Consider the following 14,609-nt stretch of genomic DNA (forward strand, 5'->3'; position numbering starts at 1 on the left):
CGCACCTGGGCTGCTCCCGCGCCTTGGGGGATGGCTTACGGGTGTGCCGCGCGTCGCTCGCCGTGTCGTCTGCTGGTGCTGCGTGGAAGCCTGAGTGGGGGCCACGAGGGCCGCCAGGATCCCACGTATGCTCGTTGCTTTTCTCGTCGCTTCCCTTGGTCGCAATCGGCGCCGAGGCCCTGCCGAACCGTGCGGCAGGGCCTCGGTGTTCTCAGCGCAGGATCTCGATCCGCACCCGCTCGTCCGGCGTCGCGATGTCCCAGAAGCGGGCTGTGCCCCGCGCGTTGCGGTAGACGCCCGTGCCGCCGGTGACGGCCATGTCGAGGGAGGCCGCTCCCTTCGTCCACAGCGACTGCATCGTCAAGGAGCCCTGCTCGACCTCCATCGTGATCACGCACTGCGAGGTCGTCTTCTCGCCCTTGGTGTGGACGACCTGGCAGTGTCCGCCCCCGCGTCCGACGCTCCGGCCGTCCTCGACGGCGGTGCCGGAGTACACGTCCAAGTCGCCCAGGCTCGGCCCCGCGGGGCCGAGATCGACGGCGGTGTACTGGTCATTCCGCACTTTGAGCTCGAGGACCTCCGGCTTCTTCGTGGTCTCGGCGGCCGCGCCCTCGACCGCCCACACGCCGGCCGCGACCGCGGCAAGTGATGACAGGGCGGCGAGCCTCATCCCCTTGGTGGCCATGATCAATGCTTCTCGGTGTGAAGGAATTCCGTACGCGAACGGGGGTCAGGCGAGCTGGTCCTTGTCGGACGGGAGCCAGACCGTCATGGTGGCCGGGTCGATGGGGATCGAGATGTGCTCGTGCGTGATCGACCACGCTCCGTCCGTCCGCCGGAGGCAGACGCTCTCCCGTACCCATACCGAGGCCTGGAGACCGCCCTTCCGCGCCCCCGAGTCGCGGTGGAGCATGTGCGCGAAGGCGGTGTCCCCGCTGGTCACGAGGGTGAGGTCGTGCGTCTCCAGACTGATGGGGCCGACATATCCGTCGAACCACCGCAGGAAGTTGCGGCGGATCTCGTCGGTGCCGGTGAACCTCAGCGGGGGAACGACGTCGTAGTAGACGGCGTCGGCGGCGTAGAAGGACATGAGCCGGTCGATGTCCTTGGTCTGCTGGGCGTCGGCGCGGCTCGCCAAGAGCGCCCGGAGCTCGGACTCGTGGGTGGTGGTCATCGCGTACTCCTTCGGTGGTGTCGTGCTGGAGGGGGAAGAGAGAGGGCCGGCTTCAGCCGGCGCGTCCGGCCTTGAGCGCGGCGGCGACCTCGACGACCCGGCGAGCCTGGTGGCGAGCAGCCTCCAGGCTCACCTCGCCGGGCTCCGCGTCGCCGACCACGGCCGAAGTGCCGTAGGGATTGCCCGACTTGAACTGGATCGGGTCGGTGTAGCCGGGCGGCACGATGACGCCGCCCCAGTGGTAGAAGGTGTTGCCGAGCGCCAGGAGGGTCGATTCCTGCCCTCCGTGGGCGCTGTTGGAGGCGGTGAAGGACGAGTACACCTTGTCCGCCAGCTTGCCCGCGAACCACAGCGGCCCGGTGGTGTCGATGAACTGCCTCAACTGGGCTGCGGGGTTGCCGAATCGGGTCGGGGTGCCGAACAGCACCGCGTCCGCCCACTCCAGGTCGCCGTGCCCGGCCTCGGCGACCTCGGCGGTGTCCTGGTGATGCCGGGACCAGGCCGGATGGGCGTCGATCACCTCGGCCGGGGCGGTCTCGGCCACCTTGCGGAGCCGGACGTGCGCCCCGGCCTTCTGCGCGCCCTCGACGACGGCTCGCGCCAGGGCGTGCACGTTGCCGCTGGTGCTGTAGTAGATGACTGCGACGTTCACGGGCTCCATGCCGTTCTACCTCCGTCTGCTTCCGTCGCGTTCCTTTGCCGGGTACGACGAGACGGCCCGGCGGAATGTGAGGCGGGGTGGCGGAGTACGAGGCGGGCCGGCGAGCTCACGTTTCGGGGCGCTGCCGCGTCATGACGGTGAAGGAAGACCCGACCGAGGAGCCTCAGGACCATGACGCACCGTTCGACCGCGCCGCAGGACAGCCGACAGGACTCGACGACGAGCGCGCTCGCGGCCGAGCGCCGCCGGCTGATCAACCTCGCGTACCGAATGCTGGGCTCCCTGGCCGAGGCCGAGGACACCGTGCAGGAGACGTACGCCCGCTGGTACGCGATGTCCCCGCGGCAACGGGAGGCGGTGGCGTCCCCCGCCGGCTGGCTGACCAAGGTCGCCGGCCGCATCTGCCTCGACGTGCTGCGCTCGGCACGGGCCAGGCGGGAGCGCTACGTGGGGGAATGGGTGCCCGAGCCGCTGCCCGCGCGCACCGAGTGGCCCGCCGGCGCGACGGACGACAGCACGGCCGACCCGGCCGATCGGGTCACACTCGACGAGTCGGTCAGCATGGCCTTCCTCATCGTCCTGGAGGCGATGACCCCGGCGGAGCGCGTGGCGTTCGTGCTCCACGACGTCTTCCGCTACCCGTTCTCCGAGGTGGCCGACATCGTCGGCCGCACCCCGGCGGCTTGCCGCCAGCTGGCGGCCTCGGCCCGCCGCCGCGTCGACGCCTCACGGGCTCCCCAGTCTCCGGCGACCCAACGGGCAGGTGTCGTAAGGGCGTTCAAACAGGCGTGGGAGGCGAAGGACATCCCCGCCCTCATCGGCCTGCTCGACTCCGGTGCCGTCGCCGTCGGTGACGGCGGCGGACTCGTCACGGCCACGCTCCACCCGATCGAGGGCGCCGAGCCCATCGCCCGCTTCTTCGCCGACCGGACCCTCCCGGGCCGGCTCACGGTCCGGGAGTGCACGGTCAACGGCCAGCCCGGCCTGGCGGCCCACGTGGACGGCGCCGTCGTGTCGGTGTACGCCTTCGACATCGCGGACGGCCTGATCCGGCGGATCTGGGCCGTGCTCAACCCCGAGAAGCTCAGGCCGTGGAAGTCGGCCTGACCAGGGCCTCTTCGGGCGATCTGCGGCCGGCGCCCGCACCGAATTGTCGTCGGCCCCGCCTCAAAAGGCGGCGCAGCGGCAGAACACCGGCACGAGACGCCGTGGTGGTCTCACCTCCCGCCTGGTGGAAGTGGTGCAGGAGGTGAGGGCCTGGGCCGCTCGCGCGGCGGGTTCACCACCAAGCTTCACCTGAGCGCGGACGGCCGCTGCCGCCCGCTGTTCGTCCCGAACTGGTCGCAGTCACTCGTTGATGGCCGCGACCAGCGCGGTCGCCTCATGGCGGACCGCAAGCTTGCCGTACCTCGCGGCCATGGACCGGTGCCTGGTGAGGCCTACTTCTGGCGCCCGGGCGATTCCCACCCGACCGCGACGATCAGTTTCCCTGGCTGTAATCGAGAACGCCGTTCACCCTGAGGTAGGAGTAGGCGCTGATCCCGCCCGCCCCGACGTGGACGGTGGGACCGAAGCAGCCGCGCTGGAACCCCGGATTCAGCGTGGACGAGTAGCAATCGGCGTCCGCCCCGAAGTCGGTTCTGACACCACCGGAGAGCGTGATGGCGTCCTTGGAATTGTTCACCACGACAAGAACAGCCTGCGCGTCCGCGTTGCTGTTGACGACGACGCACGTCTGGAAGCCGACCCCGCTTTTCGCCTTGTGAATCTTGGTGGGGCCGCACAGCCACTGAGGGCCAGTGCCGGTGTCCACCACCTGCCAGTACGGCGCGGCGGATGCCGGTGAGGTGCCGAGCGTCATGATGCCGGCGGCCATGGCGCCAACCATGGCCGCAGTAAGCCGACGGCCCAGCTTCCGGTTCTTACGGATTCGCATGCGGGCTTCCTCCCTGGGTTGATGACGCGCGTGTTCGGTGCAGCCTGCAGCCGCGATCACACTGCAGACCTCTGCGTACCGAACCTCATTGAGCGTCTTCAGATCGACGCCGTCACGCTCAGCGGTCATCGTGATGGGTTTCCGCCATGCGGCACACCTATGAACTTCCAGGTTCGCAGTCCAGCACGCCCCCACTCGGGTGGCGCAGGAAAGAGTTGGCGGGCCGCCGCGAGACGCCGGCCGGCCCCACCCGTGGGGAACATGGCCCCTTCTGCCCGGAAATTTCCGGGGTGTGATGGTAAATCTTTCTTGCCCGTGTCCCAGGGGCTCGACCAGTGTTCCTCACGGGTGCAATCCGGGTCACACCCGGGGAATAGTCGTGCGTGCCCCACGACGCCAGGGTCTGCCTGGCTCCTAGCAAAGGTTGTCGCGGATGCTCACAGCCGGCGGAAGAGTCCTGCACGTCTCGCACCGGGCGGGCCACTTATGGCGCTGCCCCACGGACTCGTACGCATGGCAGCACGAGAGCACTCCGGTGGGAGGCGTGCTTCTCGGGCGACCCAGGTAGCCGCCTTCACCTTCTCGTCGAGCAACGCGACCACGGCCCCCAGAGGCGAGGACGTGCAGCGTCCGGAGCATGAACGCCCGCACCGGGAAGGGCTCTTGAGCCTTCTCCGACGACTCCTTCCGAGAGGCGGGGGAGTGGTGCACGGCCGCTCGGAGCTCGGCCGACCCCACTGCCAAGCCTTCCTTTCGTCGCGACGACGTCACCTGGACTCAGAATCGAGGCGCCATGACACACGCAGAGGCTGAGACACGCCCAACCGGCCAGTCGCCCCCCGAACTGCCACTCGTCGACATCACGCTCAAGGTGAACGGCACCTCCTACTCCCTCCGGGTTGACGCGCGCGTCACCCTCCTCGACGCGCTGCGGGACCACGTGGGCCTCACAGGCGCGAAAAAGGGGTGCGACCAGGGGGCGTGCGGAGCCTGCACGGTCATGGTCGACGGCAAGCGAATGGTGTCGTGTCTGGGCCTGGCCGCCCAATACCAGGGGCGGGAGATCACCACGATCGAAGGGCTGTCCGCCGACGGCGAGCTGCACCCCATGCAGGCCGCCTTCGCGAAACACGACGCCTTCCAGTGCGGCTACTGCACACCGGGCCAGATCATGTCGGCCGTCTGCTTGATCAAGGAAGGGCGGGCGGAGACCGACGAGGACATCTGCGAGTTCATGAGCGGCAACATCTGCCGCTGCGGCGCGTATCCGAACATCCGCGCGGCGATCCGCGAAGTCGCGGGGGAGGGCTGATCATGCACCCCTTCGAGTACACCCTCGCCGACGACGCTGACCAGGCAGTGGCCGTGGCCACGGCTGACCCGCACACGTCCTTCCTCGCCGGCGGCACGACACAGCTGGACCTCATGAAGGACGGAGTTCTCCGCCCCGAGCGGCTCGTCGACATCACGCGTCTGCCGCTCAAGGGGATCACGCACACCGACACGGCGATCAGGGTGGGCGCACTGACGACGATGGAGGAACTCGCGGCGGATCCCGTGGTCCGTGAGCGCCTGCCGTTCGTACGGGAGGCCCTCCTGCTCGGGGCGTCGACCCAGCTGCGGAACATGGCCACCATCGGCGGCAACCTGCTCCAGCGAGCGCGGTGCCGCTACTTCCGGGACCCCACCGTCCCGGCCTGCAACAAGCGCGACCCCGGCTCCGGATGCGCCGCCATCACCGGCATCCACCGCATGCACGCGATCCTCGGCACCAGCGACCACTGCATCGCCCTGCACGCCTCGGACGTCGCGGTTCCCTTCGCAGCCCTCGACGCGGTGGTGCACACCCAGGGGGCCGACGGCGAGCGCGCGATCCCCTTGACGCAGTTCTACCTGCCGCCGGACGACACACCGAACGTCGAGAACGTGCTGCTGCACGGTGAGCTGATCACGGCGGTTGAGATCCCCCTCCTCCTGGCGACGGCACGGTCGCACTACATCAAGGTCCGTGACCGCGTCTCCTACGAGTTCGCCCTGACCTCGGCCGGCGTGGCACTCGTGGTCGAGGACGGCATCGTGAGGGAGGCGCGTGTCGCGCTCGGCGGCGTGGGCACGCTGCCTTGGCGCGCCTGGGACGCGGAGGACGCGCTGCGTGGTTCCCGGGCGGACACGGAAGCGTTCCGCTCGGCGGCGGAGGCCGCCCTCCAGGGCGCCAGGCCCCTGCCGGGAACGGCGTTCAAGGTCGAACTGGCCAAGCGCACCCTCGTACGCACCCTCGAGACCGTGGCAGGAGCGCAGTCATGACCACCCTCGAAACCGGCAGGATCGTCGGTGCGGGCATCGACCGCGTCGACGCCCCCCTGAAGGTGACCGGATCGGCTCACTACCCCAACGACTTCTCGGTTCCCGGCATGGTCCACGCCGCCCTGGTGGGAAGCACCGTCGCCGCCGGACGCATCCGAGGCTTCGACCTGTCGGAAGCGCAGGCCGCACCGGGCGTACTGACCGTCATCACGCATCTGAACGCGCCCAGGCTGGAGCGGGGCCCGATGACGTTGCTGGGCGGATCGCCGCCGGCGCCGGTGCAGGACGACCGGATCCTCCACTACGGCCAGCACATCGCCGTCGTGGTGGCCGAGAGCGCCGAACAGGCCAGGCACGCCGCACGGCTGGTGCGTGTCGAGTACGACACGGACAAGGCCGTGCTCGACATCGACGACCCCCGCGCCCAGATCGTCGAGAACCCCTGGGGGCTGGACACGGAGCGCGGCGACATCGCCGCCGGCTTCGACCAGGCGGACGTCGTCGTCGAGGACACCTACACCACCCCCGACAACACCAACAACCCGCTCGGCCTGATGACCACCCTCGCCTCGTGGCAGGGTGACTCGCTCACGGTGCACGACTCCACCCAGTGGCCGCACAACGTGCGTACCACGCTGGCCACCGTCTTCAAGGTGCCCGAAAGCGGCATCAGGGTCCTGGCACCCTTCGTCGGAGGCGGCTTCGGAGCCGGATTGAGGGTGTGGTCCCACGTCATCCTCACCGTGCTGGCGGCCCGGCAGGTCAAGCGCCCGGTCAAGCTCGTCCTCACCCGCCCCGAGATGTTCACCTCGGTGGGACACCGGCCCAACAGCGTCCAGCAGATCAGGATCGGTGCCACCCGCGCCGGTGACCTCGTGGCCATCGAGCACCGCGGGATCTCCTCGGTGGCCATGGAGGACGACGACTACGAACCGGTGTCGTTCGGCTCGGCCGTCGCCTATGCCTGCCCCAACGTGCTGACACGGGACCGGCAGGCGCGGCTGAACATCCCGTGCCCGGGCTCCATGCGCGCGCCGGCCGAAGGACAGGGCAACTTCGCTCTGGAGTCCGCCATCGACGACGTCGCCCACGCCGTCGGTATGGACCCACTTGAATTCCGCCTGCGCAACTTCGCGGGGACGCACCCGGTCCTGGGCCTTCCCTGGTCGAGCAACGCACTCAAGGAGTGCTACACCGAGGGCGCCGAGCGGTTCGGCTGGGCACGGCGCACCCCGGAAACGGGCTCGATGCGGGACGGCCGCTGGCTCATCGGGTACGGCCTGGCCGCCGTCTCCTACCCCTTCTACCAGGTCCCCTGCCAGGCACGCGCCTCCGTGCGCCGCGACGGCTCGGCGCATGTGCGCAGTGCCGCCACCGACATCGGTACCGGCACCTACACGGTCATGACCCAGCTGGCGGCCGAGCTGCTCGGCCTCGATGTCACCCGGGTACGGTTCGACCTCGGCGACTCCGACATGCCCTACTCGCCGCAGGCCGGCGGCTCCGGTCTCACCGGCGCCCTCGGCAACGCCGTCCACACCGCCTGCCGTCGCCTGGTGCAGGAATTCCTCGACGTGGTGGCGGGCGACGCCGAATCCCCGTTGCGCGGATGCCTGCTCGACGACGTGACGGTCACCGACGGACGCGTCCACCGCGCCGACGACCCGGCACAGGGGGAGTCCTACGTGGACATCCTGGCCCGCCACGGCCTGGAGGAACTCAGCGCCGACGGCAGGAGCACACCCCCTCAGTCCGAGGAACTCGGGATGGCCACCGCGGGCGCCTTCGGAGCGAAGTTCGTCGAGGTCCGCATCGACCCCGACCTGGGCCTGCTGCGCGTGGCCCGGGTGGTCTCGGCGATCGACGGCGGGCGGATCCTCAACGAGAAGACCGCCGCCAGCCAGATCATCGGCGGCACCGTCGGCGGGATCAGCCAGGCCCTGTTCGAGGAGACCGCCACCGACCAGGGCACCGGGCGCATCGCCAACGCCACCTTCGGCGACTACCTGATGCCGGTCAACGCGGACGTGCCCGACCTTGAGGTGCTTTTCGTCGGCGGCCCGGACCGGGCCACCGCCGTCGGCACCAAGGGAGTCGGCGAGGTCGGGCTGGTCGGACTGGCCGCCGCCATCGGCAACGCCGTCTTCCACGCCACCGGGCGCCGCATGCGCTCCCTGCCCTTCACCATCGACCAGCTCATGCTCTGAGCGTCGGTGACCGTCCGGGCAACGAGTGGCTGTCGCCTTCCCGCCGGTCGGCGGGGAGGCGACGTGCCGATGAGTGACGGGCAAAACGACCTTCTTCACGGCTCCGGGCACGACGACTGAAGACAGTCCACAGGAGATGGAGATGCTGGATATCGCCGGAGACCTGAACCGCTGGCTCCGACAGGGGCACGACTTCGCGGTGGCCACGATCGTCTCGGTCAGCGGCAGCGCACCCCGCGAACCCGGTGCGGCCCTGGCCGTGAACGACGAGGGGACGGCCGTCGGCTCGGTCTCCGGTGGCTGTGTCGAAGGAGCGGTGTACGAGCTCTGCCGGCAGGCGCTTCAAGACGGCCGGACTGTCCTGGAACGCTTCGGATACAGCGACGAGACCGCTTTCGCCGCAGGTCTGACCTGCGGCGGAACTCTGGACGTCCTGGTCACGCCGGTGCGGGGCGGAGAGCCGGTGCGGGAGATGCTCGTCCCCTTCCTGTCCGCTGTGCGCTCGGGCGAGACGATCGCGTTGGCCCGCGCCGTCAGCGGTCCCGCCGAACTGATGGGCCTGCCGTTGGTCGTCAGGCCCGACGGAACGTACGAGGGAGCGCTGGGCGACCAGGTGCAGCTCACCCGAACAGCGGCCGCCGGGGCACGGGCCATGCTCGAGGTGGGGCGTACCGGCACACTGGTGGTGGGGGGAGACGGAAGCCACTGCCCCGAGCCGCTCACCCTGCTGGTCGAGTCCAGCGCCCCACCACCGCGCCTGATCGTCTTCGGCGCGATCGACTTCGCGGCGGCGCTGGTACGGGTGGGCAAGTTTCTCGGCTACCACGTCACCGTCTGCGACGCACGGCCGGTGTTCGCCACCAGGGCCCGCTTCCCGGAAGCAGACGAAGTGATCACCGACTGGCCGCACCGCTACCTGGAGACGGCCGACGTCGACGAGCGCACGGTGCTGTGCGTACTCACACACGACGCCAAGTTCGACGTACCCCTGCTCGAACGCGCGCTGAAGCTTCCGGTGGCCTATGTCGGAGCGATGGGCTCCCGCCGCACACACGAGGACCGTGTCGTACGGCTGCGCGAAGCCGGCGTGAGACAGCGTGAGTTGGACCGGCTGCGCTCGCCGATCGGTCTCGATCTCGGGGCACGCACGCCTGAAGAGACCGCCCTGTCGATCGCAGCGGAGTTCGTCGCCGCTCGGTACGGCGGCACCGGCCGACCGCTGACGGGCACGGCCAACCCCATCCATCGCGACACGGTGACCGGCGCACAGCTCACACATGTAACTTACAAAAAGTAAGGTACTTATCTGCCCTTTGTCCTTGAGGGGTGCTCGTCGCACTCTGGATGCACGGCGGCCGGGCCGGTGATCCCGTCCCGCGGCACGCACCGCCGCATCCGGCCACATGCACGTCGTGCGAGTTCTTCCCCCAGCGGCTGTTGAGGAGCATGAGATGAGTTTCCCGTTCCCCGTTCCCAGCAAGGACGATCCGCGCTGGACCACGCAGGGCGGTGTGTTCGTCCGGCATTCCGAGGGCACCCAGCGGTGGCTCGCGGGCGACACGTACACGATCAAGGTCACGGCCGAGGACACGAACGGCTCCCTCGGTTTCGCCGAGGCCGTGGTGCCACCCGGGGGCGGTCCCGTGGCGCACAGCCACGGCAAGGAGGACGAGGCGTTCTACGTCCTGTCCGGACAGCTCGAGTTCCTCAATGGCGACGCCCTTCAGATGGCAGGCCCGGGGGACTTCGTCTTCATCCCCCGCGGAACGCGTCACCGGTTCAAGAACGTGGGGGACAGCGACGCGAGGATGCTCTTCCTGTACACCCCGGGCGGACACGAGAGGTTCTTCGTCGAGAACGGAGACGTGCCCGAGCCCGGGAAGCAGTCGCCGCCCTGGGGCCCCGAGCGCTACGCCGCCTTGGTGGACGGACTGCTCGAGCAGCAGGTGACGATCCTTCCCGAGGACTAGCCGTACGGGACACGGCGACATTACTCGCATCTTCAAGGAAGCGGAGCTTCGCATCATGACGTTCAACATCGAACTGCCGGACAGGGACGATCCGATCTGGACGTCCGCCAACGGCTTCGTCGTGCGCAGCGACGAGGGAGCCGTTCGCGTGACCGGCGAAGAGCGGTTCACCATCAAGGTGACGGCCGTTCAGTCCAAGGGCCAACTCGGCGTCATGGAGGGCATCGTCGCGCCCGGGTACGGCAACGTGCCGCACGCGCACCTCGCGGAGGACGAGGCGTTCCTCATTCAGTCGGGCCGGTTCCGGTTCGTCAACGGTGACCGGACCTTCGAGGCCGGTGCGGGCGATTTCGTGTACATCCCCCGCGGCACGCGTCACGGCTTCAAGAACATCCTCGACGTGCCGTCGAAGATGATGGTGTTCTACAGCCCGGGCGGAATGGAGCAGTTCTTCGTCGACCACGGGATGGACGAACACAACTTCGACCCGGAGGAGTGGGAGAACCGGCTCAGGACCGATACCGCGCTCCAGCAGGCGCTGGCCGGTCTGAACGTGCAGTTGCTCCCCGGCGAGAACGACTACGCCTGAGGTCATGGGCGCCAGCCCTCAGTGACGGGACGAGAGGTGCGGCTACCGCCAATGCCGAATCGGCGAGCCGTGAACTGGCCGCACCTCGACTCCCTACGGCCGCGCGCCGAAGTCGCCGTCCGGCACAGCCTCTCGGGCATCGTGCGCATCGCGCACCGACAGAGGTTCGATCAGGTCGGCCATCGTGCAGTCCAGGATGTCCAGCAGCGCCATCAGCGCGCGGAGGTTGAGCCGCTCCGGCTTCTCCACAACTAGCCGGTACACCTGGCTCGTCGACAGATCAATGCCGCGCTCGGCCAGTAGCGGACGCAGATCCGCAGTGGAGAACATGCCCCGGCTGGCCATGACCCTCCGAAGATGCCAGCGGTAGTCCAGCTTGCCAGTCATCCATAGCCTTTCGCGCTTCGAAACAGCGTTCGTCCGGGTGCTCCGAATCCCGGCTGCCCACTCCTCGCATCCTCACACCGTGGCGCGACATCGGAAGTTCGCGGGATGGCGATACGCACGGCACGCAACAGAGAGTCGTGCAACCCGTGGGCGCTCGCATCCGTAGCGTCCCCGGCCACCCCCGTAGCCATCGGGCGTGCCATCGCGCATCTTGATCCTGATGTTGCATCTGATGAATGATTAGCTCATCAGGCGGTGGCATGCCGGCGGTCGGGCTTCGCGACGAGAGTCGCTCTCCGTTCGTGGTGGGGGAACGGAGGTCGTGCGCGCGATCGGCGCGCAATGGAAGGTGACTCTCGGGTGATCGGCGAAGCAGGATCAGGAACCGGTGCCGGGCGTCGCCTGGGACTGCTGGGCCGGGAGACCGAGTGCGAGCAGCTGGAACGGCTGCTGGCGGCGGTCCGGGCCGGTGAGAGCCGGTCGCTGGTGGTCCGCGGTGAGGCGGGCGTGGGCAAGTCCGCGTTACTGGAGTACTTGGAGAAGGCCGCTTCCGGCTGCTTCGTGGTGAGCGCCGCGGGAGTGCAGTCGGAGATGGAACTGGCGTTCGCGGCGGTCCATCAGCTCTGCGTGCCACTGCTGAACCGGCTCGAGGACCTGCCCGAACCACAGCGCGACGCGCTCGGCACGGCATTCGGCACGCGTGCCGGGCCGGCGCCGGACTACTTCCTCGTCGGCCTGGGCGTGCTGAGCCTGCTCGCGGCGGCGGCCGAGGAGCGTCCGCTGGTCTGCGTGATCGACGACGCCCAATGGCTGGACCGCGCATCCGCGCAGGTGCTCGCCTTCGTCGCCCGCCGCCTGTTCGCCGAGTCGGTGGCCATCGTGTTCGCCGTTCGCAGTTCCGGTGAGGAGGACGGGCTGCCCGGGCTGCCGGTGATGGACCTCGCGGGTCTGGGCGACGACGACGCGCGTGCGCTGCTGGGCACAGTGGTCCTGGGCCGACTGGACGAACAGCTTCGCGACCAGATTCTCAGCGAGGCCCGCGGAAACCCTCTGGCGTTGCTGGAACTGCCGCGCGAACTGCCTTCACTCAAGCTTGCGGGCGGATTGGTCGCGCCGGCCGCGCGTACGCTCTCGGGCCGCATCGAGAAGACCTTCCAACGACGGCTGGAGCGTCTGCCCGCACCCACCCGGCAGCTGTTGCTGTTGGCGGCCGCCGAGCCGCTCGGCGACCCAGTTCTGCTGTGGCGTGCGGCCGATGTGCTCGGGGACGGTGTCGGTATCGCCGCGGCCGACGCGGCCGAGGACATGATCGACGTCGGGGACCGGGTGCGTTTCCGGCATCCGCTGGTGCGTTCGGCGGTCTACCGGGCCGCGTCGCCGGAGCAGCGCAGGAAGGTCCATCTCGCCCTGGCGGAGGCGACCGACATCGACACCGATCCGGACCGGCACGCCTGGCACCGCGCACACGGCACCGCGCAACCGGACGAGCCGACCGCCGCCGAACTCGAACGCTCGGCCGAGCGTGCCCAGGCTCGCGGTGGCCTGGCCGCCGCGGCCGCCTTCCTGGAGCGGGCGGTGGCGCTCACCCCCGACCCCGGCCGCCGGGCCGAGCGCGCGCTGGCCGCTTCCCGGATGACGCACCAGGCCGGATCGCCCGACACCGCGCTGAGGCTGCTGTCCATCGCCGCGGCCGGCCCGCTCGATGATCGGAGGCAGGGCGAGCTGGAAGTGCTGCGCGCCCAGATCGCCTTCACCGTGGGACGGGGCGCCGAGGGCGCGGGCCTGCTGCTCAAGGCAGCCCGGCGGCTGGAGTCCTACGATGTGCCGTTGGCGCGCGAGACCTACTTGGAAGCGATCAACGCGGCGATCCTCGCGGGCTCGCTGGCCCCCGGTGGCGGCCAACTCGAAGCGGCCCAGGCCGCCCGGGCCGTATCGCCGCTGCCGCATGCGAGCCGGGCGGCCGACCTGCTGCTCGACGGCACGGTGCTCCGCATCACCGAAGGACAGGCCGCCTGTGTGAGCACGTTGACAGCGGCGATGGACGCCTTCAGGGCCCCGGATCTCACTGATGACGAAGGGCTGCCCTGGCTGTGGCTGGCGAGCATCACCGCCGTGGGCCTGTGGGACTACGAGACCTGGTCCCTGCTGGCGGCCCGGCACCTGACGATCGCCCGGGAGACCGGCCGGATCACCAACCTCCCCCTGGCCCTGAGCTCGCGAATGGCCGACCGGGTTCTGGGTGGTGAACTGGCCGAAGCCGCCTCGCTCGCCCAGGAGTTGACGGCTGTCTCGGAGGCGATCGGGATCAGCCCTCCGACCTACGGGGGCCTGGTACTGGCCGGCTGGCAGGGCCGAGAGGACGACTACGCCGAACTGGCCGGGCGTGCCGCCATCGACGCCGCCCGCCACGGCGAGGGCATTTCGCCGGTGATCAGCTCCCTGGCGGCCACTCTGCTGGCCATCGGCCACGGCCGGTACGAGCAGGCTCTGGCGGCGGCACTCGAGTGCAGCCGGGGCCGCGGTCCCGCCGAGCTCGGCACCCAGACCTGGGTGCTCACTGAAATCGTCGAGGCCGGCGTGCGGAGCGACAACCACAGGGCCGCGGCCGAAGCCTTCGAGCAGCTCGCCGATGTGACGACCCCGAGCGGCACGGACTGGGCGCTGGGCATCGAGGCCCGCGCTCGCGCCCTCCTGAGCCAGGGCACGACGGCGGAAGGCCGCTACCGGGAAGCGATCGACCGGCTCGGCCGCACGAGCGTGCGCGGGGAACTCGCCCGCGCCCACCTCCTCTACGGCGAATGGCTGCGCCGTGAGCGGCGCCGGTCCCAGGCACGCGAGCAGTTGCGCACCGCCCACGAGATGTTCATGGCCATGGGGATGGAGGCGTTCGCCGACCGGGCGGCGCGCGAACTGAGGGCAACCGGTGAGACCGCCCGCAAACGGACCGTCGAAACCGCGGGCCGGCTCACGCCGCAGGAAGCCCAGATCGTGAGGCTGGCCCGCGATGGACTGACGAACAAGGAGATCGCCGGCCGCCTGTATCTGAGCGCCCGCACCGTCGAGTACCACCTGCACAAGGTCTTCGCCAAGCTGGGTATCACCTCACGGAACCAGCTGGGACGGCTTCCTTGACCGGCGGCCACGGCGAAGGTGCCGATTCGGCGGAACCGGCCCACGTCGTGAGCACTGTGGAGATCGGCTAGGGACACCACGGATGCGAGTGCGCACCGGCCACAGAACCCTGTGACGCATGCTGTATGCACCCGCATCCCTCGCTTGCCCGGACAGGTCCCTCGTCCCCGTGGCCGCAGACCTCCCGGCACCGCTGGACCGTAAGCGCCCGCACCGCTGCCTGACCCACTTCGCACAGCTCCGTGTCGC

General features: G+C 69.5%; 13 protein-coding genes. 8 read left to right on the forward strand and 5 right to left on the reverse strand.

The features are described 5' to 3' along the window. Positions 1-211 precede the first annotated feature (211 nt). The 3 genes from ACZ470_RS18560 to wrbA are packed head-to-tail and all read right to left on the reverse strand — an operon-like array spanning position 212 to position 1,835. Positions 212-685, reverse strand: a complete 474-nt coding sequence (locus ACZ470_RS18560; protein ID WP_468428411.1) for an allene oxide cyclase barrel-like domain-containing protein — start codon at positions 683-685, stop codon at positions 212-214. A gap of 45 nt (positions 686-730) precedes the next feature. Beyond that, complete coding sequence (locus tag ACZ470_RS18565; RefSeq protein ID WP_468428413.1) at positions 731-1,174, reverse strand: YybH family protein; 444 nt, start codon at positions 1,172-1,174, stop codon at positions 731-733. 52 nt (positions 1,175-1,226) lie between these two features. Beyond that, positions 1,227-1,835: an NAD(P)H:quinone oxidoreductase gene (gene wrbA, locus ACZ470_RS18570; protein WP_468428414.1), complete on the reverse strand. Its 609-nt coding sequence runs from the start codon at positions 1,833-1,835 to the stop codon at positions 1,227-1,229. Between the two features lie 171 nt (positions 1,836-2,006). Here wrbA and sigJ point away from each other — a divergent pair, with 171 nt between their 5' ends. Then, positions 2,007-2,942 carry an RNA polymerase sigma factor SigJ gene (gene sigJ / locus ACZ470_RS18575; protein WP_468428415.1) on the forward strand — a complete coding sequence of 312 codons (936 nt, stop codon included), beginning with the start codon at positions 2,007-2,009 and terminating at the stop codon, positions 2,940-2,942. A gap of 373 nt (positions 2,943-3,315) precedes the next feature. Here the strand turns inward: sigJ and ACZ470_RS18580 are convergent, their stop codons facing one another. Then, positions 3,316-3,900 (reverse strand): hypothetical protein, encoded by a 585-nt coding sequence (locus ACZ470_RS18580; RefSeq protein ID WP_468428417.1) that lies wholly within the window; start codon positions 3,898-3,900, stop codon positions 3,316-3,318. Positions 3,901-4,564: 664 nt separating this feature from the next. Here ACZ470_RS18580 and ACZ470_RS18585 point away from each other — a divergent pair. From ACZ470_RS18585 to ACZ470_RS18610, 6 genes are all read left to right on the forward strand, one after another. Next, positions 4,565-5,083, forward strand: a complete 519-nt coding sequence (locus tag ACZ470_RS18585; protein ID WP_468428418.1) for a (2Fe-2S)-binding protein — start codon at positions 4,565-4,567, stop codon at positions 5,081-5,083. 2 nt (positions 5,084-5,085) lie between these two features. Further along, the gene (locus ACZ470_RS18590; protein ID WP_468428420.1) at positions 5,086-6,075 is read left to right on the forward strand and encodes an FAD binding domain-containing protein; all 990 of its coding nucleotides are present in this window, start codon (positions 5,086-5,088) and stop codon (positions 6,073-6,075) included. After that, positions 6,072-8,282: a xanthine dehydrogenase family protein molybdopterin-binding subunit gene (locus ACZ470_RS18595; RefSeq protein ID WP_468428422.1), complete on the forward strand. Its 2,211-nt coding sequence runs from the start codon at positions 6,072-6,074 to the stop codon at positions 8,280-8,282. The genes ACZ470_RS18590 and ACZ470_RS18595 overlap by 4 nt, the downstream gene beginning before the upstream one ends. A gap of 142 nt (positions 8,283-8,424) precedes the next feature. After that, on the forward strand, positions 8,425-9,579 hold the full coding sequence (locus tag ACZ470_RS18600; protein ID WP_468428423.1) for an XdhC family protein: 1,155 nt from the start codon (positions 8,425-8,427) through the stop codon (positions 9,577-9,579). A 154-nt stretch (positions 9,580-9,733) separates the two neighbouring features. Further along, on the forward strand, positions 9,734-10,252 hold the full coding sequence (locus ACZ470_RS18605) for a quercetin 2,3-dioxygenase (RefSeq protein WP_468428425.1): 519 nt from the start codon (positions 9,734-9,736) through the stop codon (positions 10,250-10,252). Between the two features lie 55 nt (positions 10,253-10,307). After that, positions 10,308-10,841, forward strand: coding sequence for a cupin domain-containing protein (locus ACZ470_RS18610; protein WP_468428427.1), 534 nt, complete (start codon positions 10,308-10,310; stop codon positions 10,839-10,841). Positions 10,842-10,934: 93 nt separating this feature from the next. Here ACZ470_RS18610 and ACZ470_RS18615 read toward each other — a convergent pair whose 3' ends face one another. Further along, the gene (locus ACZ470_RS18615; protein ID WP_468428428.1) at positions 10,935-11,228 is read right to left on the reverse strand and encodes a helix-turn-helix domain-containing protein; all 294 of its coding nucleotides are present in this window, start codon (positions 11,226-11,228) and stop codon (positions 10,935-10,937) included. Positions 11,229-11,588: 360 nt separating this feature from the next. Between ACZ470_RS18615 and ACZ470_RS18620 the strand changes: the two genes are divergently transcribed. Next, a complete protein-coding gene (locus tag ACZ470_RS18620) occupies positions 11,589-14,360 on the forward strand; it encodes an ATP-binding protein (protein WP_468428429.1) in 2,772 nt (923 codons plus the stop codon). Positions 14,361-14,609 lie beyond the last annotated feature (249 nt).

It is taken from the genome of Streptomyces sp. NPDC031111, from assembly GCF_055570675.1.